This window comes from Vibrio sp. CB1-5 (assembly GCF_059412285.1).
Map to the genome: position 1 here is coordinate 56,185 of NZ_JBJHPB010000009.1, position 22,996 is coordinate 79,180.

The 22,996-nt window shown below is 46.5% G+C and carries 23 protein-coding genes; 17 read left to right on the plus strand and 6 right to left on the minus strand.

What is annotated here, in order from left to right; translation table 11 throughout:
* The first annotated feature begins 44 nt into the window (after window positions 1-44).
* From nudF to parC, 6 genes are all read left to right on the plus strand, one after another.
* Window positions 45-668 (plus strand): ADP-ribose diphosphatase, encoded by a 624-nt coding sequence (gene nudF, locus ACJB0T_RS08905; RefSeq protein ID WP_479292184.1) that lies wholly within the window; start codon window positions 45-47, stop codon window positions 666-668.
* 12 nt (window positions 669-680) lie between these two features.
* Window positions 681-1,127, plus strand: coding sequence for a DUF1249 family protein (locus ACJB0T_RS08910; protein ID WP_479288710.1), 447 nt, complete (start codon window positions 681-683; stop codon window positions 1,125-1,127).
* A 30-nt stretch (window positions 1,128-1,157) separates the two neighbouring features.
* A complete protein-coding gene (cpdA, locus tag ACJB0T_RS08915; protein ID WP_479288711.1) occupies window positions 1,158-1,982 on the plus strand; it encodes a 3',5'-cyclic-AMP phosphodiesterase in 825 nt (274 codons plus the stop codon).
* Complete coding sequence (yqiA, locus tag ACJB0T_RS08920) at window positions 1,982-2,569, plus strand: esterase YqiA (protein ID WP_479288712.1); 588 nt, start codon at window positions 1,982-1,984, stop codon at window positions 2,567-2,569. Before cpdA ends, yqiA begins: the two co-directional genes overlap by 1 nt.
* Before the next feature lie 236 nt (window positions 2,570-2,805).
* On the plus strand, window positions 2,806-4,686 hold the full coding sequence (gene parE, locus ACJB0T_RS08925; protein WP_479288713.1) for a DNA topoisomerase IV subunit B: 1,881 nt from the start codon (window positions 2,806-2,808) through the stop codon (window positions 4,684-4,686).
* Window positions 4,687-4,688: 2 nt separating this feature from the next.
* On the plus strand, window positions 4,689-6,968 hold the full coding sequence (gene parC, locus ACJB0T_RS08930) for a DNA topoisomerase IV subunit A (protein ID WP_479288714.1): 2,280 nt from the start codon (window positions 4,689-4,691) through the stop codon (window positions 6,966-6,968).
* A 77-nt stretch (window positions 6,969-7,045) separates the two neighbouring features.
* On the opposite strand, the gene degS is transcribed toward parC, so the two are convergent.
* From degS to zapG, 3 genes are all read right to left on the minus strand, one after another.
* Window positions 7,046-8,110, minus strand: coding sequence for an outer membrane-stress sensor serine endopeptidase DegS (degS, locus tag ACJB0T_RS08935; protein WP_479288715.1), 1,065 nt, complete (start codon window positions 8,108-8,110; stop codon window positions 7,046-7,048).
* Window positions 8,111-8,341: 231 nt separating this feature from the next.
* Window positions 8,342-9,709, minus strand: coding sequence for a Do family serine endopeptidase (locus tag ACJB0T_RS08940; RefSeq protein WP_479288716.1), 1,368 nt, complete (start codon window positions 9,707-9,709; stop codon window positions 8,342-8,344).
* Between the two features lie 118 nt (window positions 9,710-9,827).
* Complete coding sequence (zapG, locus tag ACJB0T_RS08945; RefSeq protein ID WP_479288717.1) at window positions 9,828-10,289, minus strand: Z-ring associated protein ZapG; 462 nt, start codon at window positions 10,287-10,289, stop codon at window positions 9,828-9,830.
* A gap of 141 nt (window positions 10,290-10,430) precedes the next feature.
* On the opposite strand from zapG, the gene zapE reads away from it, so the two are divergent.
* From zapE to sspB, 8 genes are all read left to right on the plus strand, one after another.
* Window positions 10,431-11,534: a cell division protein ZapE gene (gene zapE, locus ACJB0T_RS08950; RefSeq protein ID WP_479288718.1), complete on the plus strand. Its 1,104-nt coding sequence runs from the start codon at window positions 10,431-10,433 to the stop codon at window positions 11,532-11,534.
* A 211-nt stretch (window positions 11,535-11,745) separates the two neighbouring features.
* Window positions 11,746-12,174, plus strand: coding sequence for a 50S ribosomal protein L13 (rplM, locus tag ACJB0T_RS08955; RefSeq protein ID WP_234494550.1), 429 nt, complete (start codon window positions 11,746-11,748; stop codon window positions 12,172-12,174).
* Between the two features lie 15 nt (window positions 12,175-12,189).
* The gene (gene rpsI / locus ACJB0T_RS08960; protein WP_042501109.1) at window positions 12,190-12,582 is read left to right on the plus strand and encodes a 30S ribosomal protein S9; all 393 of its coding nucleotides are present in this window, start codon (window positions 12,190-12,192) and stop codon (window positions 12,580-12,582) included.
* A 464-nt stretch (window positions 12,583-13,046) separates the two neighbouring features.
* A complete protein-coding gene (gene petA, locus ACJB0T_RS08965) occupies window positions 13,047-13,637 on the plus strand; it encodes a ubiquinol-cytochrome c reductase iron-sulfur subunit (protein ID WP_479288719.1) in 591 nt (196 codons plus the stop codon).
* The gene (locus tag ACJB0T_RS08970) at window positions 13,637-14,902 is read left to right on the plus strand and encodes a cytochrome b (protein WP_042501117.1); all 1,266 of its coding nucleotides are present in this window, start codon (window positions 13,637-13,639) and stop codon (window positions 14,900-14,902) included. Before petA ends, ACJB0T_RS08970 begins: the two co-directional genes overlap by 1 nt.
* The gene (locus ACJB0T_RS08975; RefSeq protein ID WP_479288720.1) at window positions 14,899-15,636 is read left to right on the plus strand and encodes a cytochrome c1; all 738 of its coding nucleotides are present in this window, start codon (window positions 14,899-14,901) and stop codon (window positions 15,634-15,636) included. Before ACJB0T_RS08970 ends, ACJB0T_RS08975 begins: the two co-directional genes overlap by 4 nt.
* Window positions 15,637-15,722: 86 nt before the next feature.
* Window positions 15,723-16,358, plus strand: a complete 636-nt coding sequence (gene sspA, locus ACJB0T_RS08980; RefSeq protein ID WP_042475917.1) for a stringent starvation protein SspA — start codon at window positions 15,723-15,725, stop codon at window positions 16,356-16,358.
* 24 nt (window positions 16,359-16,382) lie between these two features.
* Window positions 16,383-16,871, plus strand: a complete 489-nt coding sequence (gene sspB, locus ACJB0T_RS08985) for a ClpXP protease specificity-enhancing factor (protein WP_479288721.1) — start codon at window positions 16,383-16,385, stop codon at window positions 16,869-16,871.
* Window positions 16,872-17,330: 459 nt separating this feature from the next.
* On the opposite strand, the gene ACJB0T_RS08990 is transcribed toward sspB, so the two are convergent.
* From ACJB0T_RS08990 to ACJB0T_RS09000, 3 genes are all read right to left on the minus strand, one after another.
* A complete protein-coding gene (locus ACJB0T_RS08990) occupies window positions 17,331-18,002 on the minus strand; it encodes a GntR family transcriptional regulator (RefSeq protein WP_479288722.1) in 672 nt (223 codons plus the stop codon).
* 165 nt (window positions 18,003-18,167) lie between these two features.
* Entirely contained in the window at window positions 18,168-19,580 is a 1,413-nt protein-coding gene (pykF, locus tag ACJB0T_RS08995; RefSeq protein ID WP_479288723.1) for a pyruvate kinase PykF, read from the minus strand.
* A 597-nt stretch (window positions 19,581-20,177) separates the two neighbouring features.
* Window positions 20,178-20,927 carry a metalloregulator ArsR/SmtB family transcription factor gene (locus ACJB0T_RS09000; RefSeq protein WP_479288724.1) on the minus strand — a complete coding sequence of 250 codons (750 nt, stop codon included), beginning with the start codon at window positions 20,925-20,927 and terminating at the stop codon, window positions 20,178-20,180.
* Between the two features lie 183 nt (window positions 20,928-21,110).
* On the opposite strand from ACJB0T_RS09000, the gene ACJB0T_RS09005 reads away from it, so the two are divergent.
* The 3 genes from ACJB0T_RS09005 to ACJB0T_RS09015 are packed head-to-tail and all read left to right on the plus strand — an operon-like array spanning window position 21,111 to window position 22,989.
* Window positions 21,111-21,440, plus strand: a complete 330-nt coding sequence (locus ACJB0T_RS09005) for a metalloregulator ArsR/SmtB family transcription factor (protein ID WP_479288725.1) — start codon at window positions 21,111-21,113, stop codon at window positions 21,438-21,440.
* A 47-nt stretch (window positions 21,441-21,487) separates the two neighbouring features.
* A complete protein-coding gene (locus ACJB0T_RS09010) occupies window positions 21,488-22,492 on the plus strand; it encodes an ArsJ-associated glyceraldehyde-3-phosphate dehydrogenase (RefSeq protein ID WP_479288726.1) in 1,005 nt (334 codons plus the stop codon).
* A 2-nt stretch (window positions 22,493-22,494) separates the two neighbouring features.
* Entirely contained in the window at window positions 22,495-22,989 is a 495-nt protein-coding gene (locus ACJB0T_RS09015; RefSeq protein WP_479288727.1) for a cyclin-dependent kinase inhibitor 3 family protein, read from the plus strand.
* Window positions 22,990-22,996: the final 7 nt, after the last annotated feature.

Below are 22,996 nucleotides of genomic sequence, written 5' to 3' on the forward strand. Positions count from 1 at the left end.
TTCCTTGAGTAAACTATAAGGTTCACGGAAGTCAGAGGTCGATGATGAAAGACGGATTACAGCCAAACGATCAGTATACGCCGCAAGACGTAGAGGTTGTGTCAAAACAAACCGTATTTAAAGGTTTTTTTGAAATGGTTCAGTTTCGCTTCAAGCATAAGCGCTTTGAAGGTGGCTGGAGTGCATTAATTGACCGAGAAATGTTTGTTCGTGGTGATGCAGCCGCTATGCTGCCTTATGATCCGATCACTGACCAAGTCGTGCTTATTGAACAAATCCGTGTTGGTGCTCTTGAACACTCTCATCCATGGCAAATAGAGATTGTTGCCGGTATTGTCGACAAGCAAGAGAGTATCGAAGAGCTGGTTTGCCGTGAAGCAGTGGAAGAAGCGGGTGTTGATGTGAAGCAATTGGTGCCGATCACGCGCTATTACCCATCTTCAGGTGGCTGTAATGAGCGAATTTCTGTGTTTGTTGGTCAGGTTGATGCGACGCAGGCGTCCGGTGTGCATGGCCTTGAAAGTGAAGGTGAAGACATTCGCGTGAGCGTGGTATCTCGCGAACGTGCATACCAAATGGTGGAGAGTGGCGAGATTGAAAATGGTGCCTCCATTATCGCCTTACAATGGCTACAACTGAATTACCAAAAGCTCAAGCAGCAATGGTAGAGGGAATTTTTTATGGCTCGCGTTGTCGATACTAATGCGTATCATGTTGATCTAGCAGAGTTAATGCGTATTTATGAAACCAACTACGCTAAGCTTAACCGTTTGATCCCAACACATCCAGAAGTTGGGGATGTACGCTGTTATCAAGCGGGTTCACTGACTTACCAGTTAGAAGTGCGAGAAGTGACGAAGTACACAACATTGGTTGAAATTTTCCAAGATGATGAGCTTCCTGTTTTCCCATTGCCTAAAATGACCGTTAGGCTCTATCACGATGCAAAAGTGGCAGAGGTAAGTGATTGCGAAAACGCGTCTCGCGTCCAAGCAAGGTACGATTACCCCAATGCAAAGATGCATCAAAAGGACGAAAAATTTCAGTTTAATCAGTTTTTAAGTGATTGGCTGACGTTCTGTTTAAAAAATGGCATTAGTCGAGCTCCGATCATGTATCGCAGCTAACAAGAATTATAATTTCAGGTTTTTAATATTTTGAACACAACACCCAGTGATGAATCTCAGTTAAGTAGCGTTAGGTTGCTGCAATTAACGGACACGCATCTGTTTGCGCCTGATGATGGTTGCTTACTGAGTGTTAATACCCAAGATAGTTTTCACGCCGTCGTAGCGGAAGTTATGCAGCAAGGCATGCCGTTTGATGCCTTGCTTGCGACAGGCGATATTTCTCAGGATCATACCGAAGCGTCGTATCAAAAATTTGTCGATGGTATCGAGCCGCTGGGCTTGCCTTGTTATTGGCTGCCTGGCAACCATGACTATAAGCCGTGCATGAACAGTGTCGTGAGCGCGCCGCTTATTCAAGATGTGACTTACGCATTGCTCGGCGAGCATTGGCAGGTATTGTTGCTTGATTCGCAAGTGGTTGGTGTACCTCATGGTCGGCTCAGTGACAGTCAGTTGGACTTTTTGGATCGTAAACTGACAGAGCATTGCGACAGACATACATTAGTGCTATTGCATCACCACCCAATGTTGGTGAATAGTGCATGGCTTGACCAACACTCGCTCAAAGACGCACACGAGTTTTGGCAGGTAGTGGAAAAGCACAACAATGTTCGCGCTGTATTATGTGGCCATATCCATCAAGAGTTGGATCATCTTCGCAATGATGTTCGCGTGCTTGCAACACCTTCAACGTGTGTGCAGTTTAAACCAAACTCCAACGAGTTTGCGCTTGATACTCGCTCACCAGGTTGGCGCGAGCTAGAGCTTTGTGCCGATGGTGAAGTAAAAACAACGGTAAAAAGGCTACCGCATGGCGCATTTCGTCCCGATTTTAACGCGGAAGGTTACTAATGAGCGCAAAGCGTCCACTGCTTCTTTATATCCACGGCTTTAACAGCTCACCAAAGTCGTTTAAGGCTCAAGCTATGTTGGCGTACTGCCAGCAGGCGAGGCCCGATATAAAAGTTGTCGTGCCGCAAATGCCGTGTTTTCCCGAGCAGGCTGCGCGCTACCTTGAGCAAATCGTGGGTCAATACCAAGCGGACTACCAGATAGCGCTGGTTGGAAGCTCGCTGGGCGGCTACCTTTCTACTTGGCTTAATCATCATTATGGCTTCAAAGCGGTATTGATAAACCCAGCGGTTAAACCCTACGAGTTATTGCTCGACTTCCTTGGTGAACAACAAAACCCGTACACCCACGAACGTTACATGTTGGAAGCGAAACACATTGATGAGCTCAAAGCGCTCGATGTGGAAACCATTCAATCACCTGACGACTTTTGGCTGTTGCAGCAAGAGGGCGATGAGGTCTTGGATTATCGTCAGGCGGTCGACAAGTATCGCCAATGCAAGCAAAGCGTCGAGGAAAATGGCGATCATAGCTTTGTCGGTTTTGAACGATTCCCTGAACAGATTATCCGCTTCTTAGGTCTGTAATCGTCGCTTTTTTCGTCTCCCCTTGAGGAGACAGTCATAATTTTCCCTCCAACTTCTGCGTGAAACTTGACAACACTTGCGTTGAGCCAGACTATGATGTGTCTGTACTTGCGCGTAGCCCGCAGTGGTGCACTATTCAACGATGCACGATTTAACACACGGGCCAGCGACACTAAGTCGCAATCTCTATTTATGCTGCTAAGTATCAATCATTATTTGAGTAAAATTTCCGTATTATGACAGAACAATATAATGCTGGAGCCATTGAGGTTCTCAATGGTCTTGAGCCAGTACGTCGCCGACCAGGGATGTATACGGATACAGCGCGTCCAAACCATTTGGGCCAAGAAGTTATCGATAACAGTGTCGATGAAGCGCTAGCCGGACATGCCTCTAAGGTACAAGTCATTCTGCATGCCGACCAATCGCTAGAAGTGATTGATGATGGTCGTGGTATGCCAGTCGATATCCACCCTGAAGAGAAAATTTCAGGTGTTGAGCTGATTTTCTGTAAGCTCCACGCGGGTGGTAAGTTCTCGAACAAAAACTATCAATTCTCCGGCGGTTTGCACGGGGTTGGTATCTCTGTGGTTAACGCACTTTCGAAACGCGTTGAAGTTGCAGTGCGTCGCGATGGTCAAGTGTATGAAATGGCCTTTGAGCACGGCAATAAAGTTCAAGAACTGACAGTCACTGGCACTTGTGGTCGCCGTAATCGCGGTACTAGCGTTCATTTCTGGCCTGATGCGAGCTATTTTGACTCGGCGAACTTCTCCGTCACTCGTTTGGTGAACAACCTGCGTGCGAAAGCGGTGTTGTGTCCGGGCCTTGAAATTACCTTTACCGACAAGGTGAACGGCAAAGACTACAAGTGGTACTACGAAGATGGCCTAAAAGACTATCTAGCGGAAGGCGTAAAGGGATACGCAGTTCTACCGGAAGCACCATTTACCGGCGAATTTGCTGCAGAAACGGAAGCGGCAACTTGGGCTGTGATTTGGCAGCCGGAAGGTGGTGAGATGATCACCGAAAGCTACGTCAACCTGATCCCAACCGCTCAAGGCGGTACGCACGTCAATGGCCTGCGCCAAGGCCTGCTGGATGCAATGCGTGAATTCTGTGAGTTCCGTAATCTGCTACCTCGCGGCGTCAAGCTGACCGGTGATGATGTATTTGAGCGTTGCTCATACGTACTGTCTATTAAGATGCAAGATCCGCAATTTGCCGGACAAACTAAAGAGCGCCTCTCTTCTCGTCAGTGTGCTGCGTTTGTTTCTGGCGTGGTTAAAGACGCATTTAGCCTATGGCTAAATGAAAAACCTCAGCTTGCTGAGCAATTGGCAGAAGTCTGTATTGCCAACGCGCATCGCCGTATGCGTGCCAGCAAAAAAGTGGTGCGTAAAAAAGTAGCTTCTGGTCCTGCACTGCCGGGCAAGCTGACGGATTGTTCACAACAAGATCTTAACCGTACCGAAATCTTTTTCGTGGAGGGTGACTCAGCGGGTGGTAGTGCCAAACAGGCTCGCGATCGTGAGTTCCAAGCTGTGATGCCACTGCGCGGTAAGATCCTCAATACGTGGGAAGTATCGGCAGACCAAGTTCTGGCGTCGCAAGAAGTTCACGACATTTCCGTGGCTTTGGGCATTGACCCGGATACTGAAAACCTTGAAGGCCTGCGTTACGGTAAAGTGTGTATTCTTGCCGATGCGGACTCGGATGGTCTGCACATTGCGACGCTTCTGTGTGCGTTATTTACGAAACACTTCCGTTCATTGGTTGCAGCAGGACATGTCTATGTCGCAATGCCACCACTGTATCGTATCGACTGTGGTAAAGAAGTGTTCTACGCCCTTGATGACGATGAAAAAGATGGCGTACTTGAGCGTTTGAGCAAGAAGAAAGCGAAGATCAACGTCCAACGATTCAAAGGTCTGGGTGAAATGAACCCACTGCAGCTGCGTGAAACTACGATGGATCCTAATACCCGTCGTTTAGTGCAGTTGACCATTGATGATGACGAAGCCACCAATGAGATGATGGATATGCTACTTGGTAAGAAGCGTGCTGACGATCGTCGTAGCTGGCTACAAAACAACGGTGACATGGCTGAGGTATAACAATGTCGACTGAAATGTCTTTTGATGGTGTAGAACAGCTGCCTCTGCGAAAGTTCACTGAAGACGCCTATCTGAATTACTCAATGTACGTGATTATGGATCGTGCATTGCCTTACATCGGTGATGGATTGAAACCCGTGCAGCGCCGCATTATCTATGCGATGTCTGAGCTGGGTCTGTCCGCATCGGCGAAATACAAAAAATCGGCACGTACCGTTGGTGACGTGTTGGGTAAATATCACCCACACGGCGACTCTGCATGTTATGAAGCTATGGTATTGATGGCTCAGCCATTCTCTTATCGCTATCCGCTGGTGGACGGTCAAGGCAACTGGGGTGCCCCAGACGACCCTAAATCGTTCGCTGCAATGCGTTATACCGAAGCCAAGCTGTCTAAGTTTGCAGAGGTTCTGCTGGGTGAAGTTGGCCAAGGCACGGTTGAGTGGCAGCCAAACTTTGACGGCACGATGAAAGAGCCGAAAATCTTACCGGCGCGATTGCCTCATATCTTGCTTAATGGCATCACGGGTATCGCAGTTGGTATGGCAACGGATATCCCACCGCATAACATGCGTGAGATTGCAGACGCGACAATTCATCTTATTGATAAGCCAAAATCTGAGCTTGCTGAGGTGATGGAGTTTGTTAAAGGGCCTGATTACCCAACGGAAGCTGAAATCATTTCACCGCAAGCCGATCTAGAGAAAATCTATCGTACTGGCCGTGGTAGTGTGAAGATGCGAGCTGTTTGGCACAAAGAAGGTGCCGAGATTGTCATCACTGCTCTACCGCATCAGGTGTCAGGCGCTAAGCTACTTGAGCAGATTGCGAACCAAATGCGAGCGAAGAAGCTACCTATGGTAGACGATCTTCGTGACGAGTCTGATCACGAAAACCCAACGCGTATCGTAGTAGTACCACGCTCAAACCGTATTGATTGCGACCAATTGATGAATCACTTGTTCGCATCGACCGATCTTGAGAAGAATTTCCGTGTGAACCTCAACATGATCGGTCTCGATAACCGCCCACAAGTGAAAGGTCTGATACAGATCTTAACCGAGTGGATTGAGTATCGCCGTGAGACCGTACGTAAGCGTCTCCAGTATCGCCTAGACAAGATCCTCTCTCGTTTGCACATCCTTGAGGGTTTGTTGGTTGCATACCTCAACCTCGATGAAGTGATTGAAATTATCCGTACTGAAGACGATCCAAAAGCCGTATTGATGGCGCGATTTGGCATCACGGATATTCAAGCGGATGCGATCTTAGACACCAAACTTCGCCACCTTGCGAAGCTGGAAGAAATGAAGATCCGTGGCGAGCAAGACGAGCTTGAGAAAGAGCGCGAGAAGCTTGAAAAGCTGCTTGGCTCTGAGCGTCGTATGAACACGCTCTTGAAGAAAGAAATTCAAGCTGACGCAGAGAAGTACGGTGACGATCGCCGCTCTCCAATCGTTGAGCGCGCGGAAGCAAAAGCGATGACTGAGCGTGATTTGGTTCCAAGCGAACCAATCACGGTTGTGCTGTCAGAGAAAGGCTGGATCCGTCACGCGAAAGGTCACGATGTCGATGCGAGCGGACTCAATTACAAAGCGGGTGATAAATTCTTAGCCTCCGCCAGAGGTAAGAGCAATCAGCCTGCGGTATTCCTTGGCAGTGATGGACGCAGTTACTCGTTAGAGTCACACTCGTTGCCATCCGCTCGTAGCCAAGGTGAACCGATTACCGGTCGACTCAACATCAGTGCTGGCTCGACAGTGCGCCAAGTGGTGATGGGTGAAGAAGATCAGCTATGGTTGATTGGCTCTGATGCGGGTTATGGCTTTGTGTGTAAAGGTAGTGATCTGCTATCGAAGAACCGTAGCGGTAAAGCGCTGGTAACTCTGCCACAAGCTTCTGAAGTGATGACGCCAGCAACGGTTGGCGATCTTGAGTCAGACGAAATCTTAGCGATCACCAACCAAGGCCGTATGTTGTTGTTCCCGATTAAAGACTTGCCACAGCTAGGTAAGGGTAAAGGGAATAAGATCATCAACATTCCATCGGCTAAGGCGAAGGCGCGTGAAGAGTTTGTTTCTCACTTGATGGCATTACCACAAGGTGTATCCATTACCCTTTATGCAGGCAAGCGCAAGCTTGGGCTGAAAGCGAGTGACCTGGATAACTTCCGCGGTGAACGCGGACGTCGCGGTGGCTTACTGCCACGAGGTCTTCAGCGTGTGACTCGTATTGAGATAGATACTGGCAACGCGCCAGAAAGTGCTATCGAAGAAGAGTAACCCAATAAAACAAAAAACCTCCGACAATGTCGGAGGTTTTTTTATATCTGCTTTAAAGAGCTAGGTCGAGTGATGTGTTAGTCTCGGCTGTCTTCTCCCACAGTGACCGGTAAGATAAGCTCTTTGCCGTCCCGCAGCAGTTTCACGTCAACCGTAGTGCCGGGTCTAAGGTCGGTAACTAAATCTAAAACGCCTTGACGGCCATTCAGTTTATTACCGTCAATCATTAGGACGATGTCTTGCACTTCAATGCCCGCTTTGGCAGCTGGCCCTTCGGGATCAAGCCCTAGCACTATGATGCCGCCAATGTGTTCATTGCCTAGTAGGCGAGCAGTGACAGAGTTAATATCTTGGCCATCAATACCAATGTAGCCGCGGATAACGCGCCCATCAGCGATGATTTTTTCCATGATTTTACTCGCCAGCTGGTAAGGAATGGCAAACGAAATACCGTAGGTTTCTAAATCGGTTGCTTGTTGGAATGAGGCGGTATTAATACCGACAAGTTCGCCCAGCGTATTCACCAATGCACCACCTGAGTTACCTTGGTTGATGGCTGCATCGGTTTGAATGAAGGCTTGAATACCTCCAGCGCTAATGGATGAGCGCCCTGTAGCAGAGATGATACCAAAGGTGGTGGTTTGCCCTAAGTTATACGGGTTACCAATCGCCAGTACCACATCGCCCACTTTTGGTGAGTAGTTTGGGTTGAGTGGGATAACAGGCAGGTTACCTCCTTCAATGCGCAGTACCGCAATGTCCGTGCGCTGATCTTTACCAACGAGCTGGGCGGCAGCAACGCGCCCATCTTGGAGTGCGACAATGATTTGGTCTGCATTGGCGACGACATGATAATTGGTAATGATGTAGCCTTTGTCGCTGACAATTACGCCGGAGCCTAGGCCTTGCGTTGACAGTGTGGTGCGATCGCTTTCTTTATACTGACGGCTGTAAATATTGACGACCGCAGGTGCCGCCTTGCGTACCGCTTGATTGAATGAGACTTGCTTAGATTGGTCGTATTCAGGTTGCGAGACGATATTATTCGGTATGACGTTTTGTCTGAGGGAAGGCACCGCCAGTAGCACCAAGAGTGCTGTGATAAGACCCATAGATACAGAGCGGATTAAAAAGTTCAGCATTGTTCCCTCGAGTTGAATCGAAAATATAGCCGCAATGTCAGACTTAGCAAACGGTTACCTTGTTAAGTTAGTAATAACTAACTCGCAAAACGAGATAATTTTATGAAATCAACCGAAAAAGTAAAAGACGTACAGCAGAGTTCGAAAGGATATCATTTATACCGCTGAGAATAAAAGAGCAGCCTCAATAGGGCTGCTCTATGACACAAAATTAACCAAGTTGAGTCGTGATTATCGAACGACCAGGTAGATGGTTCTGTCGCCGCGTTGAATGTTCAGTGCTAATACGCCAGGTTTTTTCTCGAGCAACTTACGCAGCTGAGCGACGTTTTTCACTCGAGTACGGTTCACACCGATGATGATGTCATCTTTTTGTAGCTCGTACTGAGCGGCAGGAGAGCCTTCTGCAACCGATGTTACCTTAACCCCTTCAATGGCATCGCTGCTGGTCGTGTTAGCAAACTCTGCACCAGTGAGTCCTTCATGAAGCTTGTCCGCTTTGGTCGCTGATTGAGTGGACTCTTTTAGCGTCGCTTCGAAAGATTTTTCTTTGCCATCACGAACCACGCCAAGCGTGACCGTTTTGCCTGCCCCGAGTGTGGCGACTTTGGCTCTTAGCTCGCTAAAGGTGGAAATTTTCTTGCCATTTACCGAGACGATGATGTCACCGGCTTCCAGCCCTGCTTTGTCTGCTGCACTATCGGGCACGACTTGGCTGACAAATGCACCTTTACTGGAATCATAGCCAAGTGCTTCGGCAAGCTCTGAGGTGACTTCGCCACCTTGAACGCCCAGCATGCCGCGTTTCACTTCACCAAAGTCAATGATTTGATCGGTTAGGTTGGTCATCATGTTTGATGGGATGGCGAAACCGATACCGACGTTGCCACCATTAGGCCCTAAGATGGCGGTATTAATACCAATAAGCTCACCGTTGAGGTTCACCAAGGCACCACCGGAGTTACCGCTGTTAATCGCCGCATCGGTCTGGATGAAGTTTTCAAAGTTTTCAATGTTGAGGCCACTTCGACCCAATGCAGATACGATACCTGAGGTAACGGTTTGCCCTAGACCAAATGGGTTACCAATCGCGACGGTGAAGTCGCCAACACGAAGCTGATCTGAATCAGCCACTTTAATCTCTGTCAGGTTCTTAGCACCATCTACTTTTAGCAGGGCAACATCAGACATTTCATCGCCACCAACAAGCTCAGCATCGAACTCACGTCCATCACCAAGTTTGATACGGATCTCTTCCGCGCCATTGATGACGTGATAGTTAGTTACGATGTAGCCTTTCTTGGCGTCAATAACGACACCGGAGCCTAGCCCGCGGAATGGGCGCTCTTGAAGTTGTTCAGTAGGGAAGTCAGGACCAAAGAAAAAGCGAAACTGGTCTGGCAGTTGTTGTCGAGAAACTTGAGTCCCCTCTACAGCAATGCTGACCACCGCTGGGGTGACCTTTTCTAGCATAGGGGCAAGGCTTGGTAGTTGCTCACCATTAACAGACAATGGTAGGGCAGCCGTCGCAGGTAGTGGGGCGATGATTGCACTTAGGCTTAACGAAAGAACAGTTAACGCAAGTACGGGTTTTTTCATCATAAAACTCCTCATAGGATCAGTAAGGTTTATGACTCAACGATCGTGGTAAAGTTCAGCCTGAATATAAAAACGGCCAGCAATTGATTCAATGGCTGGCCGATTACGGTGTTTCTAATTAAGAAGCTTTGGCTGTGGTTACGGGCTCTTGAGCGGTGGCCGAAGGGGCTTCGACCACTTCTTTTTTCTCTTCTCTCAACAGACCGGTTGCACCGTTAACATAATCTTTAGGTGGCTGATCGGCAGAATCGTTAGCGTCAATGACTTCTACGTTGTGTTCAGCGATTTTCTTCACAAATGGATTATCTTGCTCAGGCAGGTTAGGCATTAGCTCAGTAGAGGTCTTAGCCATGTGCTGATAAAGCTTAGTGTAGTCTTTGCCCAGCGTATCGAGCATTTCTGCGGTTTGTGCAAAATGATCCGACAGTTCTTGTCTTTGCTGTTCCAATGCAAACTTAGCGGACTCGAGGTCTTTTTGTAGCGTCTTTTGTTTCTTGTATTGTGGAGTAGTCAGTCGGGAAATCACAACTCCGAGAATAGCACCAACTAGCAAGCCGACAATGGCATATATCCAAGGCATAACAGCTCCTTTATAATGATTATTAACATGTGCGTTACCAGGTGGTTACACACGTCGTATAGCCATGTTACTATGAGAGTTCGAGCCAATAAAGCAAAAATACGCGCTCTTTAGCCCTTGGATCAGTGTTGCGAGTAATCCATGACGCCCATAGAAAGATACGAACACGATATAAAAACAAATGGTTTCCAGGCAGATCCCGCCCAACGTACTGCAGTGGAAGCCTTAGACAAATTACACCACCAATTTAGTGACTATTTAAAATTTGAAGCGCCGCCGCTTTCTATGATGCAAAAGCTGCTAGGCAAGAAACCAGAGCAAGCAGTGCCTCCCAAAGGGCTGTATTTCTGGGGCGGAGTAGGGCGCGGTAAGACCTATTTGATGGACGCATTTTTTGATAGCTTGCCGACATCGAGAAAAATGCGCGTCCACTTCCACCGCTTTATGTATCGTTTACACGATGAGCTAAAGCGGCTTGGAGACGTTGAAAACCCGCTAGAGAAAGTCGCCGACACTTTTGAATCCGAAGCTAAAATTATTTGCTTTGATGAGTTTTTTGTCTCAGATATTACTGATGCGATGATTTTAGCGACTTTGCTACAAGAGTTATTTAAGCGTGGGGTTGTCCTTGTGGCAACGTCCAATATCCCTCCGGAAAACTTGTATCGCAATGGTCTCCAGCGTGCCCGATTTATGCCAGCTATTTCGTTGATTCAAAGTCAGTGTGTGGTGCTCAATGTCGACAGCGGTATTGATTATCGACTGCGTACGCTTGAGCAGGCAGAGATTTACCATTTCCCTCTCGATGAAGCGGCAAACCAAAACCTAGAGCGCTATTTCAATCAGTTGGTGATGGACGATCGTGTTCATGAGGCCAGCATTGAGATTAATCACCGTGACATTGACGTGTTTGCCGCCGCTGACGATGTCTTGTTCGCGAGCTTCGCACAATTGTGTCAAACCATGCGCAGTCAAAATGACTATATAGAGATGTCTAGAATTTATCACACGGTGCTGCTGGCTGATGTGAAGCAGATGGATGCAAAACTGGACGATGCCGCTAGGCGCTTTATTGCGTTAGTGGATGAATTTTATGAAAGGCGGGTAAAACTGATCATTTCAGCCGAAGTCGCTCTAGAGGAGTTGTACACTCAAGGTCAATTGGAGTTTGAGTTTAAGCGCTGTATTTCGCGACTCACCGAGATGCAAAGTCACGACTATTTGGCTTCTGAGCATCTTCCTTGATGTTTTTGGCAAATTTGTCCAAAAAATAGATGATTTTTTCCGCGAGCTTCTCTATAATCCTGCGACCCACCGTTACTGCAGGCGAGTTTCTTCAAACTTTTTGAGGAACGATGCCGAGAGTTTCAACACTCGAAGGGGTGATGTATGGGCTCTTAGACAGTGGGAGCGAAAGCTCCTTAAGTGTAAATTAAATTAACGGGTTATTATTAGCATGAAAACTTTCGTTGCTAAACCAGAAACTGTAAAACGCGACTGGTACGTTGTAGACGCTGAAGGTAAAACTCTTGGCCGTCTAGCAAGTGAAATTGCATCTCGCCTACGTGGCAAACACAAAGCTGAATACACTCCGCACACTGACACTGGTGATTACATCATCGTTGTTAACGCTGAGAAAGTTACTGTAACTGGTAACAAGGCTAAGAACAAAGTTTACTACCGTCACTCTGAGTTCCCAGGCGGCCTAAAATCAATCACTTTTGAAAAGCTGATCGATCGTAAGCCTGAAATGGCTCTTGAGCTAGCGGTTAAAGGTATGCTACCACGTGGTCCTCTAGGCCGTGCTATGTACCGTAAGCTTAAAGTTTACGCTGGCGCTGAGCACAACCATGTTGCTCAACAACCACAAGTACTAGACATCTAATCGGGGATTTCGAAAATGGCAGAGAATCAATACTACGGCACTGGCCGTCGCAAAAGCTCAGCTGCTCGTGTTTTCATCAAACCAGGCACTGGCAATATCGTAGTTAACAAGCGTGAACTAGAAGTATACTTCGGTCGCGAAACTTCTTGCATGGTAGTTCGTCAGCCTCTAGAGCTAACTGAACTAACTGAGAAGCTAGACCTATTCGTTACTGTAAAAGGTGGCGGTATTTCTGGTCAAGCAGGTGCTATCCGTCACGGTATCACTCGCGCGCTAATGGAATACGATGAGACTCTACGTCCTGCTCTACGTGCAGCTGGCTACGTTACGCGTGACGCTCGTTGCGTTGAACGTAAGAAAGTTGGTCTACGTAAAGCACGTCGTCGTCCACAGTTCTCTAAGCGTTAATTTTCTCTTTACCGAGAAGATTATGCTTTCCAACTTTATGTTGGAACGTGGATTCAAAAAGCTCAGCTTCGGCTGGGCTTTTTTGTTTTTATACGTCCAATAACCTTACTAAATTCAGAAACTCTGATCTTCATTCTCTCCTTTTCCCTCCTTTTGTGAACTAGCAAGCGAATTCCCGCTATAGATGTTACGAAAAGGTAGCTTTATCTTGTCAAAAAGTAGGGTTTTCTTTATCATTTGCTATCAAATAAATACAACTAAAATTCGTATTTTGTTAGCCATGCTCTACTGGTCGGAATCGATGTCTGAGCAGACTCAAGTAGCCAAAATAATTAGTACTATTGGCTCGTTCAATTTGAAGGAAAATAGCCCAAGGAATGGTTCCCCAATGGGTTATTCCATCTAAAAGAGCAACTTGGATTCGCTCAGTATTGACCCAAAGGAGCAAATGGGAGAAATGTTGGATGAGCAATGCGCCTTTAAATAACGGTCGCAGGCGTTTCCTTACTGCGACAACTGCGGTTGTCGGTGGTTTGGGAGCAGCTGCAGTCGCCGTTCCTTTTATTAAATCTTGGAACCCAAGTGCCAAAGCGAAAGCCGCTGGTGCCCCTGTCGAAGTGGACGTCAGTAAGCTTGAAGAAGGTCAAATGGTTCGTGTTGAATGGCAGGGTAAGCCGGTATGGGTTGTGCGTCGCGCACAGTCTGTTTTGGACAACCTAAATAACCTAGCCGCTCAATTGCGTGACCCAGAATCAGGGGAAGAACAGCAACCAGAGTATGCACAGAACGTGTATCGCTCCATCAAACCGGAGTACTTTGTCGCTGTTGGTTTCTGTACCCACCTAGGTTGTTCGCCTACCTATCTTGCGGATTCCTTTAGTGAACAAGTTCAGGGTGTGAAATCGGGTTTCTTCTGCCCATGCCACGGTTCTAAGTTTGATATGGCTGGTCGTGTTTTCCAGAACGTACCAGCACCACTGAACCTAGTCATTCCTAAACACATGTACTTGAGTGATACCAGAATCCTTATTGGTGTTGATGAGGGGGATGCATAATGCAAGCGTTACTTGATTGGGTAGAAAAACGTCTACCTGCGATGAATGCTTATAAAAAGCATCTATCCGAATACCCAATGCCAAAAAACTTCAACTTTTGGTACCTGTTTGGTTCACTAGCCATGCTAGTGTTGGTCAACCAGATCCTAACCGGCATTTGGCTGACAATGAACTATGTACCTTCTGGTGAAGGTGCGTTTGCTTCTGTTGAATACATCATGCGTGATGTGGAATACGGATGGCTACTCCGTTATATGCACTCAACGGGCGCCTCGGCCTTCTTCGTTGTTGTTTACCTACATATGTTCCGTGGTCTTATCTATGGTTCTTATCAGAAGCCGCGTGAGCTGCTTTGGGTATTCGGCATGCTTATCTTCCTTGTGTTGATGGCAGAAGCATTTATGGGTTACCTACTGCCTTGGGGACAAATGTCTTACTGGGGTGCACAGGTAATCATCTCGCTATTTGGTGCGATTCCAGTTATCGGTGATGACCTAACGCTTTGGATCCGTGGTGACTACATCATCTCTGGTGCAACGCTAAACCGTTTCTTCGCACTGCACGTGATTGCTCTACCAATCGTGCTACTACTGCTGGTTGTACTGCACGTACTCGCTCTACACGAAGTGGGTTCAAACAACCCAGATGGTATTGAGACCAAGCTTCCGAAAGGCAGCATGGGCGATGACTACAAGACGCAGTTCAAGTTCCACGACTACTACAGCAAGAAATACGACATCATTGATTCGATTCCTTTCCACCCTTACGGTACGGTAAAAGATCTGGTTGGTGTAGCTGGCTTCTTCTTCCTGTTCTGTTATGTGCTGTTTTTTAACCCAGAGATGGGCGGTTACTTCCTTGAGCCACCGAACTTTGAAGCTGCGAACCCGCTGAAGACACCTGAGCACATTGCTCCTGTATGGTACTTCACTCCGTTCTACGCGATTCTGCGTGCGGTACCAGATAAGTTATTAGGTGTTGTTGCAATGGGACTATCGATTGTATTCCTGTTCCTACTTCCATGGTTCGACCGTTGTAAAGTTCGCTCTTATCGCTACAGAAGTAAGATTCACCTAATCAACATCATCCAGTTCACCATTAGCTTTATTGCTTTGGGTATTCTTGGTGCGCTACCAGCGACGCCAACGTATACGCTACTGGCTCAGATCTTCAGTTTAGGTTACTTCATGTTCTTCGTTCTGCTGTTCTTCTACAGTAAGAATGAAAACACCAAGCCATTGCCAGAGAGGGTGACATTCAAATGAAAAAGTGGATTGTAGTACTTTTCGCATTGCTGCCATCTCTAGCACTAGCCGCTGGTGGTAATGTAAATCTTGATAAAGCAAACAATGATTTGACGGACAAAGCGTCGCTTCAAAACGGTGCTAAGCTGTTTATGAACTACTGCTTTGCATGTCACTCGACGCAGTATCAGCGCTATGAGCGTGTAGCAACTGACTTGGGTATCCCTGTCGATCTAGCCAAAGAAAACCTAGTTTTCGATCCAGAAGCAAAGATCGGTGACCTAATGGTTAACGCTATGCCTCAGAAACAAGCAGCAGCTTGGTTTGGTGCAGCGCCACCTGATCTTACTTTGGTTGCTCGTGTTCGTGGTGTGGATTGGTTATACACGTACCTACGCACGTTCTACGTCGATCCAAGCCGTCCGTTTGGCGTGAATAACACCACATTCCCAAATGTTGGTATGCCGCATGTTCTTGAAGAGCTACAGGGTATTCCAACGCCGATCTTCGAAACTAAAGTAGTTGATGGTGAAGAAGTTCAGGTGATTGTGGGTACTGAAACCGATGGCCGTGGTGAGCTGAGCTCTAGTGAGTATGACGATGCGGTACGTGACCTAGTTAACTTCCTTGAGTACTCAGGTGACCCTGTGAAACTTGAGCGTCACGCACTAGGTTGGTGGGTGATGGCGTTCCTAGTCATCTTCACTATCGTCGTTGTGCTGCTCAAGAAAGAGTATTGGCGTGATGTTCACTAATTGTGCTATCATAGCGCGTTAATTCCAATTTGTTCACAATGGAGGCCTTGCCTCCATTGTTTTTTGTAAGTATCCCGGAGGGCTCCATGGCTGTAGCTGCCAATAAACGTTCTGTGATGACTCTTTTTTCCAGTGCTACTGATTTGTATAGCCACCAGGTTCGAATCGTTCTAGCGGAAAAAGGGGTTAGTGTTGAAGTCGAGTTAGTGGATGACGTAAACATCCCAGCTGAGCTTGCTGAGCTAAACCCATACAAGACTGTTCCAACTTTGGTCGATCGTGAGCTAGCCCTTTACGACTCAAAGATCATCATGGAATACCTAGATGAGCGTTTCCCTCATCCACCGCTAATGCCAGTATATCCGGTAGCGCGTGGTAACAGCCGCCTAATGATTTACCGCATTGAGCGCAACTGGTACTCGCTAGCTGAGAAAGTAATGAAAGGTTCTGCAGAAGAAGCAGAAGCGGCACGTAACAAACTTCGCAATGACCTACTGACTCTAGCGCCTATTTTTGCTGAGTACGAGTACTTCATGAGCGAAGAGTTCAGCCTAATTGATTGCTACCTAGCTCCACTGTTGTGGCGTTTGCCAGAAATGGGCATTGAGCTTGTTGGTCCTGGCTCAAAAGAAATCAAAGTGTACATGAACCGTGTATTTGAACGTGATTCATTCCTAGCTTCTCTAACAGAAGCTGAGCGTGAGATGCGTTTGGTTCGCTAGTCCTTAAAGGTTTCTCTCGAGACGATGGATATTGAAAAAATGACACCTCGCCGACCATATATGCTTCGAGCATTTTATGATTGGCTAGTTGAGAATGATTTAACCCCGCATATTGTTGTTGATGCAAATATGCCGGGTGTGCGAGTTCCTTTGGAGTTCGTGCAAGATGGTCAGATCATTCTTAATATTGCTCCAAGAGCGGTTGGTCAGCTTGAGTTGGGTAACGAAGCGATTACGTTTCATGCTCGATTTGGTGGTAAGCCACACTCTGTGATTGCTCCTTTGTATTCGGTACAAGCGATTTATGCTCGTGAAAACGGCGCAGGCACTATGTTCGAACCTGAAGATGCGTATCTTTCTATTGAAGAAGAAGACATCTCAGAGCCAGAAGTGGTGACGGGTTTGTCCGTGGCAGCAGAAACTGAGCAGCTAGAGCAAAGCAATGAAGAGCCTAACGGAGATGATGAGCCGCCTAAACCAAAGGGGCGACCAAGTCTTCGCGTAGTCAAATAGCAAAAAGCCGCATCGATATGCGGCTTTTTTTGTACCTTTCACACCTTACCTTTTACTCATCCCTTCGCTAACTGTAACTCTCTTCTTGCTTTTGAGACGTGTAAAAAACGTGCCACTGTATTAGACTTTAGTCTAATGCTGATTAAACCTTGACCTGTTAAGTGTAATCAGTAAACTAGGCGTTCTTGGAGTAAGGTCACACTTTTTTGTTCACATTTTCTCCTTCCTCAAGAATGGAATTTACTTTTGATTGGACAGTATTCACTTGGATGACAATGAGTTAGGTGATAGAGGTTTGTTATGTACAATCACTTTTTGGTAAGGCTTACCATCGGCGCTTTGGTCGTACTGGGTATTAAGTTGAGCGCATTATACTTTTTGCCTATGGTGCTTCTGCTCAACACACATCATAAAGAATTCTTTGGATGGTAAAAATCGGGGCTAGCCCCGATTTTTTGTTTAGTTCATTTCGATTTCGCTGACCGTCGGTTCGATGTCTTTCATCATATCGTTGAGATATTGGGTCAGTTGTTGACGAGCACCGTCGATGTCTTTATCGAGCGTTAGCTTCATCATCTTCTCGTGCTCTTCAAGGTTAAATAACTCTGAGAACACTTTAGGTGAGTGACTTAGTGAGATGCGGCGATAGCGTTTGACTTGCCTGATGATGTCATTAAAGAAGTCGAGCATGTTCATAGAGAAGCATCCGCTGAGCAAAGAGCTATAGAAAGCTTCTTGACGATCTTCCCATTCCTGCCAGTTAAAATTATCCCCTTGGAACTTAAAGCGAGATAGCTTGTGGAACTCTGTTAGGATTTCTAACTCCCAACTTTCGCTGCCTTGCTGGATTGACTTCTCCAACAGTACTGACGAGACAACCTTTAAGCTCTCATACAAATCATACAGCTCTACCTTCGAAATAGGTGCTACCCAGCAGCCTTTTTGTGGTTCGAGTTTGACGTATTTAATCCACGAAAGTTGAATCAGTGCCTCTCGAATAGGAGAGGCTCCTACGTTGTACTTTTCCTTAAGCTCAGCGACCACCAGTTTTTGGTTAGGCTTGAGCTCCCCCGATAGAATATCCTGACAGATCATTTTAGCGACTTTGTCTGTCAATGTTGGGCTTGACACGTTACACCTCTTAACTCAGAAAATAGAATCTGGAAACGCACGGCGGTATGCCATGTTGTAAAGCGTGTCTGATAGTACAGTGTGTTGAAAATTTGGGCAAGAAAATTATAAAAAAAAGAGGGCGAAAGCCCTCTTTTTATAGATATTTTGTATGTATCTTCGAAATTATAGTACGTGAACAGACGCTGTGTTCGTAGTACCAGATGCTACTAGTGCACCAGAAACCATCACTACGATGTCGCCTTTCTTACCAAAACCAGATTCTAGAGCGTACTCTTTACCGTTTTTGTAGAACTCGTCAGTGCTGTCGATTGAATCAACAAGAACTGGACGAACACCTTTAGTAAGAACTAGCTGTGCAGCTGTTTTAGCGTTAGTCGTTAGAGCAACGATGCTTGCCGTTGGGAAGTACTTACGTACAGAACGTGCAGACTTACCACCTTCAGTAGCAACGATGATTAGAGGAGCAGCTAGCTTCTCAGCTGTGTCGACTGCACCTTTACATACTGCTTCAGTGATACGTAGGCGCGGGCTATCAAGGCGAGAACCTAGTTCAGCTTTCAGTGCGCCGTCAGTACGGTTAGCGATTTGAGCCATGATAGTTACCGCTTCAACAGGGTATTTACCTTTCGCTGTTTCACCAGAAAGCATTACTGCATCTGTACCGTCCATGATTGCGTTCGCAACGTCACCCGCTTCTGCACGAGTTGGACGTGGGTTTTGAATCATTGAATCAAGCATTTGAGTTGCAGTGATAACAGTCTTACGAGCACGGTTACACTTCTCGATCATCATCTTCTGAGCGAAGATTACTTCTTCAGCTGGGATTTCAACACCTAGGTCACCACGTGCAACCATGATGCCGTCAGAAAGCTCAAGGATCTCGTCGAAGTTATCTACACCTTCTTGGTTCTCAATCTTAGAGATGATGTGGATGTTTTCGCCACCGTTTGCGTTTAGCACTTCACGGATTTCTTTAACGTCTGCTGCTTTACGGATGAAAGATGCAGCTACGAAATCAACGCCTTGCTCACAACCAAATTTAAGGTCGTTCTTATCTTTTTCAGATAGAGCTGGAAGTTGAACAGAAACGCCTGGAAGGTTAACACCTTTGTTTTCACCAAGTGCGCCGTTGTTAAGAACTTTACACTTAACTTCAGTGTCAGTTGTAGAGATAACTTCCATTTCGATTAGACCGTCGTCTACTAGGATAGTGTTACCAGCAGAAAGATCTTTTGCGAAACCTGCGTAAGTTACAGCAACAGTGTTTTTGTTACCTACAACAGCGATGTCAGTTGTGAAAGTGAATTCTTGACCAGCTACTAGATCAACGTCGTTGCCGCCTTCTAGCTTGATAGTACGAATTTCTGGACCTTTAGTGTCTAGAAGAATTGCAAGTTGCTTACCTACGTTTGCCATTACTTCACGGAAGTTAGCAATACGAGTGCCGTGCTCTTCGTAGTCACCGTGAGAGAAGTTTAGACGCATAACGTTCATGCCAGCGTTAACAAGCTCAGTTAGCTTCTCTACTGATTCAGTTTTAGGGCCAATCGTACATACGATTTTGGTCTTTTTCATGGAAGATACTCTCCGGTAAATATTATTACAATTTGAAAGTTAGTATTAGTCTCTCTAGAAGGCTAGGGATGCCCACAAATAATTCACGTGAGCTATCAATTTCTTTCTCTAGTTTCGCTTCTTCTAGGAGTGAAAGTCTTTCATCAAGTTTAGTCATTTTATGACTAAATGAGGCGCTTTCTAGGCCACTTTTTTGGGCGCTTACTCGGTTAGTTCAGTAAGATTGCAAAAAAATAACCGCTAATTCTGTAATTTTTTTTCTTTTCGGGCACGAATTCTACCACCGAATTGATCGGATTTCACCGTGCATAAGTTGTTTTAGAGCAAGGTTTCGGCGCTTAAGATTTAATTTTTGGATCAAAATAAATAAACCGGATGAATCACCACCATTTGGTAACTTTTTTTCAAAACTGACAGATGTGCGGTAAAATAAGGTGTAAAACGGTTGCGTTAATCTTTTGTTGATAATCTCAGCGTATTTGGTGTGATTTACCATCACATTGCGATAGGAGTCAGCAGTTTTCACAAGGTTGTGAATCTAAAGAGAGGGCCGCTTACCTCAAGGTGATGTTGGTAAGCGGATTGTCATTAATGGCGTTAACGGTGACGCTCTGGTCGATTACTAGATTGGTTAAGTAGTTGGTTTGCAGCCAAAATCTGACGAGACATACTTTTGACAGAAGCATCAAGAATATCGGTCCCCCAAAGCGGCAGTTTGTCCGAAATAGAATAAAAAGCCCATTGGCTTTTTCGTCTGTCAGTGACGATGCCGCAGTTTCTCAACACTGCAAGCGCGCGAGATATCTTCGGCTGAGACTCTTGAAGCGCCTCACACAATTCGCCCACGCTCAGTTCGACTTCGATAAAGATCATTAGCGTGATCAACAGGCGGGTTGGATCGCTCAAGCATTTATGTACAACCAAAGGATCAAAATCCAGATCGTGTGTGTCGCTGTGAACTCTCATAAACAGATCAATGCGTTTTTGCAGATCATATAGAGAGGCTTCGAAGGAGATTTCAGATATCGATGTCGGGCTAGGGAGATCCCAAAATAGACTTTCGTTACTATTTTCAAATGCCCCACATTCACGCTGCGCTGATGAGCATAAGGTAATGACGTAATCAAAATGCTCGCCTTGGAACTCTTCAATAGATTTAGAGCGCAGACCATCAATAGCAAACTCTGCTTGTTGTAAGGTTTCGATGGTTCGATTGTCGACCTGACTTGGGCTACTGCCAGCGCTAGACGCTTGATAGAGCGTCGCATAATCTCTGTTAACAATGGCTTCTGCCAGTTGCGAGCGCACAGAATTTCCACGGCAAACAAAGAGAATTCTTTTGGTCATGGTGTCCTCTAGTCGTAGGAGGGATGATTAGTAGCTTCGATTATTATGATAGGGATTGCGGATCAATGAAAGCGCCAATAATCGGACGTTGAAGATGAAAGTTTTGTGACAGTCCCAAAAGATCCTTGACTCCTTTCAGTTGAGATTTAATATATTCGCATATCCATATATGAGCATCAGAATATGCTTCCGCATGAGTTTTTTAAATTGATGTCCGATGAAACCCGTATTCGAACCTTACTTTGGGTATCGGCCAACGGCTCAGTCTGTGTCAGCGATCTGGTGGAGGCGTTGGGAGAGAGCCAACCTAAGGTATCGAGGCACCTTGCCATGCTTAGACAAGCAGGCGTACTCAAGGATACGAGGCAAGGGCAGCATGTCTTTTACAGCTTGGCTGAAGGGTTGCCGGGGTGGCTCTATCGAACATTGAAAGGGCTTGAGCAATCGAACTGTTTGCAAAGCGCCTATCAACTAAACTTTAACGAGCTTGCATCATCAACAAACGATGCCTAGAGCTTGACGGAACAACCGAATATTTTACGTAATTAAGAGATTGAGTTATGGCGATTAAAGTAGGCATTAACGGATTTGGTCGAATAGGCCGTTTGGCGCTTCGCGCAGCATTTGATTGGGACGAACTTGAGTTTGTTTTGATCAATGACGTTGCAGGTGATGCAACCACACTTGGTCACCTATTGGAGTTCGATTCAGTACAAGGTACTTGGCATCACGGTGTCGCGGTTGAGGGTGATGAGCTTGTGGTAAACGGCAAGCGCATTAAAACGACCCAAGAGCGCGATATCGATGCGATTGATTGGTCTGGCTGTGATGTTGTGATTGAAGCAACTGGCGTGCATCGCAAAACTGAGTTTCTGAACAAGTACCTAGATCAAGGCGTGAAACGCGTGGTTGTCTCTGCTCCAGTGAAAGAAGAAGGCATTGCCAACATCGTTGTCGGTGTGAATGACGAAATCTTTGATGCAGAGGCTCACCGCATTGTGACCGCAGCATCTTGCACCACGAACTGTATTGCACCTGTAGTGAAAGTGATTCATGAGAAACTCGGTATCGAGCAATCATCGTTTACCACTATTCACGACCTAACCAACACGCAAACTATCCTTGATGCGCCGCACAAAGATTTGCGTCGTGCTCGTGCATGCGGCATGAGCCTTATCCCAACCACAACAGGCAGCGCAACGGCGATCGTAGAGATCTTCCCTGAGCTAAAAGGCAAGATTAACGGCCACGCAGTTCGTGTACCCCTAGCGAATGCATCACTCACTGACATCATCTTTGACGTTAAACGCGATACAACAGCTGAAGAGGTTAACGCACTTCTTAAAGAAGCATCACAAGGCGAGCTAAAAGGCATTCTTGGTTTTGAAGAGCGTCCGCTTGTGTCTATCGATTACCGCGGTGACCAACGCTCAACCATCGTTGATGCACAATCTACTATGGTCGTTGGCTCTCGCATGGTGAAAATCTACGCGTGGTATGACAATGAGATGGGCTACGCAACACGCACAGCAGAATTGGTTCGTAAAGTCGGTCTAGCGGGGTAATGATGATGCATCCAACATGGGAACTAAACGTAGATAACGCAGCGTTGGTATTAACGCCTTGTCCGGGTACCAAAGAAGCGTCATTAGATGACTCACTAGCTCAACTTAAAGAGCAAGGTGTTACGGTTATCGTCACTGCTCTGGATAATCACGAGATGGCAGAAGCAGGCGTTGCTAAGCTTGGAGAAAAAGCACTGGCGCTAGGCATCAAGTGGTTCCAAACGCCTATTGAAGATGATCGTGCTCCTGGTACTGAGTTTGCAGCTGACTGGAAAGCAATCTCACCAGAATTGCATCAAGCGGTGGAAGCGGGCGAGAAAATTGCGATGCACTGCATGGGCGGCTCGGGTCGTACCGGTCTTCTTGCGGCAAATCTGCTGCTTGAGAAAGGTTGGGAACTTGAGACGATTCGCCGTGAAGTTCAGGCGCTACGCCCTGGTGCTTTCACCAAGCAGCCGCAAATTGACTATGTAGAGAAGCTGGCTGCGACTTTCTAATCGGAAT

What these genes read in the sequence shown, in the direction of transcription:
- yqiA (WP_479288712.1), top strand. Translation starts at nt 1,982, where the DNA reads ATGAGCGCAAAGCGTCCACTGCTTCTTTATATCCACGGCTTTAACAGC.
- sspA (WP_042475917.1), top strand. Translation starts at nt 15,723, where the DNA reads ATGGCTGTAGCTGCCAATAAACGTTCTGTGATGACTCTTTTTTCCAGT.
- ACJB0T_RS09010 (WP_479288726.1), top strand. Translation starts at nt 21,488, where the DNA reads ATGGCGATTAAAGTAGGCATTAACGGATTTGGTCGAATAGGCCGTTTG.
- sspB (WP_479288721.1), top strand. Translation starts at nt 16,383, where the DNA reads ATGGATATTGAAAAAATGACACCTCGCCGACCATATATGCTTCGAGCA.
- zapE (WP_479288718.1), top strand. Translation starts at nt 10,431, where the DNA reads ATGACGCCCATAGAAAGATACGAACACGATATAAAAACAAATGGTTTC.
- rpsI (WP_042501109.1), top strand. Translation starts at nt 12,190, where the DNA reads ATGGCAGAGAATCAATACTACGGCACTGGCCGTCGCAAAAGCTCAGCT.
- ACJB0T_RS08975 (WP_479288720.1), top strand. Translation starts at nt 14,899, where the DNA reads ATGAAAAAGTGGATTGTAGTACTTTTCGCATTGCTGCCATCTCTAGCA.
- ACJB0T_RS08910 (WP_479288710.1), top strand. Translation starts at nt 681, where the DNA reads ATGGCTCGCGTTGTCGATACTAATGCGTATCATGTTGATCTAGCAGAG.
- parE (WP_479288713.1), top strand. Translation starts at nt 2,806, where the DNA reads ATGACAGAACAATATAATGCTGGAGCCATTGAGGTTCTCAATGGTCTT.
- zapG (WP_479288717.1), bottom strand. Translation starts at nt 10,289, where the DNA reads ATGCCTTGGATATATGCCATTGTCGGCTTGCTAGTTGGTGCTATTCTC.
- ACJB0T_RS09005 (WP_479288725.1), top strand. Translation starts at nt 21,111, where the DNA reads ATGCTTCCGCATGAGTTTTTTAAATTGATGTCCGATGAAACCCGTATT.
- ACJB0T_RS09015 (WP_479288727.1), top strand. Translation starts at nt 22,495, where the DNA reads ATGATGCATCCAACATGGGAACTAAACGTAGATAACGCAGCGTTGGTA.
- ACJB0T_RS09000 (WP_479288724.1), bottom strand. Translation starts at nt 20,927, where the DNA reads ATGACCAAAAGAATTCTCTTTGTTTGCCGTGGAAATTCTGTGCGCTCG.
- ACJB0T_RS08940 (WP_479288716.1), bottom strand. Translation starts at nt 9,709, where the DNA reads ATGAAAAAACCCGTACTTGCGTTAACTGTTCTTTCGTTAAGCCTAAGT.
- ACJB0T_RS08970 (WP_042501117.1), top strand. Translation starts at nt 13,637, where the DNA reads ATGCAAGCGTTACTTGATTGGGTAGAAAAACGTCTACCTGCGATGAAT.
- petA (WP_479288719.1), top strand. Translation starts at nt 13,047, where the DNA reads ATGAGCAATGCGCCTTTAAATAACGGTCGCAGGCGTTTCCTTACTGCG.
- rplM (WP_234494550.1), top strand. Translation starts at nt 11,746, where the DNA reads ATGAAAACTTTCGTTGCTAAACCAGAAACTGTAAAACGCGACTGGTAC.
- nudF (WP_479292184.1), top strand. Translation starts at nt 45, where the DNA reads ATGAAAGACGGATTACAGCCAAACGATCAGTATACGCCGCAAGACGTA.
- pykF (WP_479288723.1), bottom strand. Translation starts at nt 19,580, where the DNA reads ATGAAAAAGACCAAAATCGTATGTACGATTGGCCCTAAAACTGAATCA.
- parC (WP_479288714.1), top strand. Translation starts at nt 4,689, where the DNA reads ATGTCGACTGAAATGTCTTTTGATGGTGTAGAACAGCTGCCTCTGCGA.
- degS (WP_479288715.1), bottom strand. Translation starts at nt 8,110, where the DNA reads ATGCTGAACTTTTTAATCCGCTCTGTATCTATGGGTCTTATCACAGCA.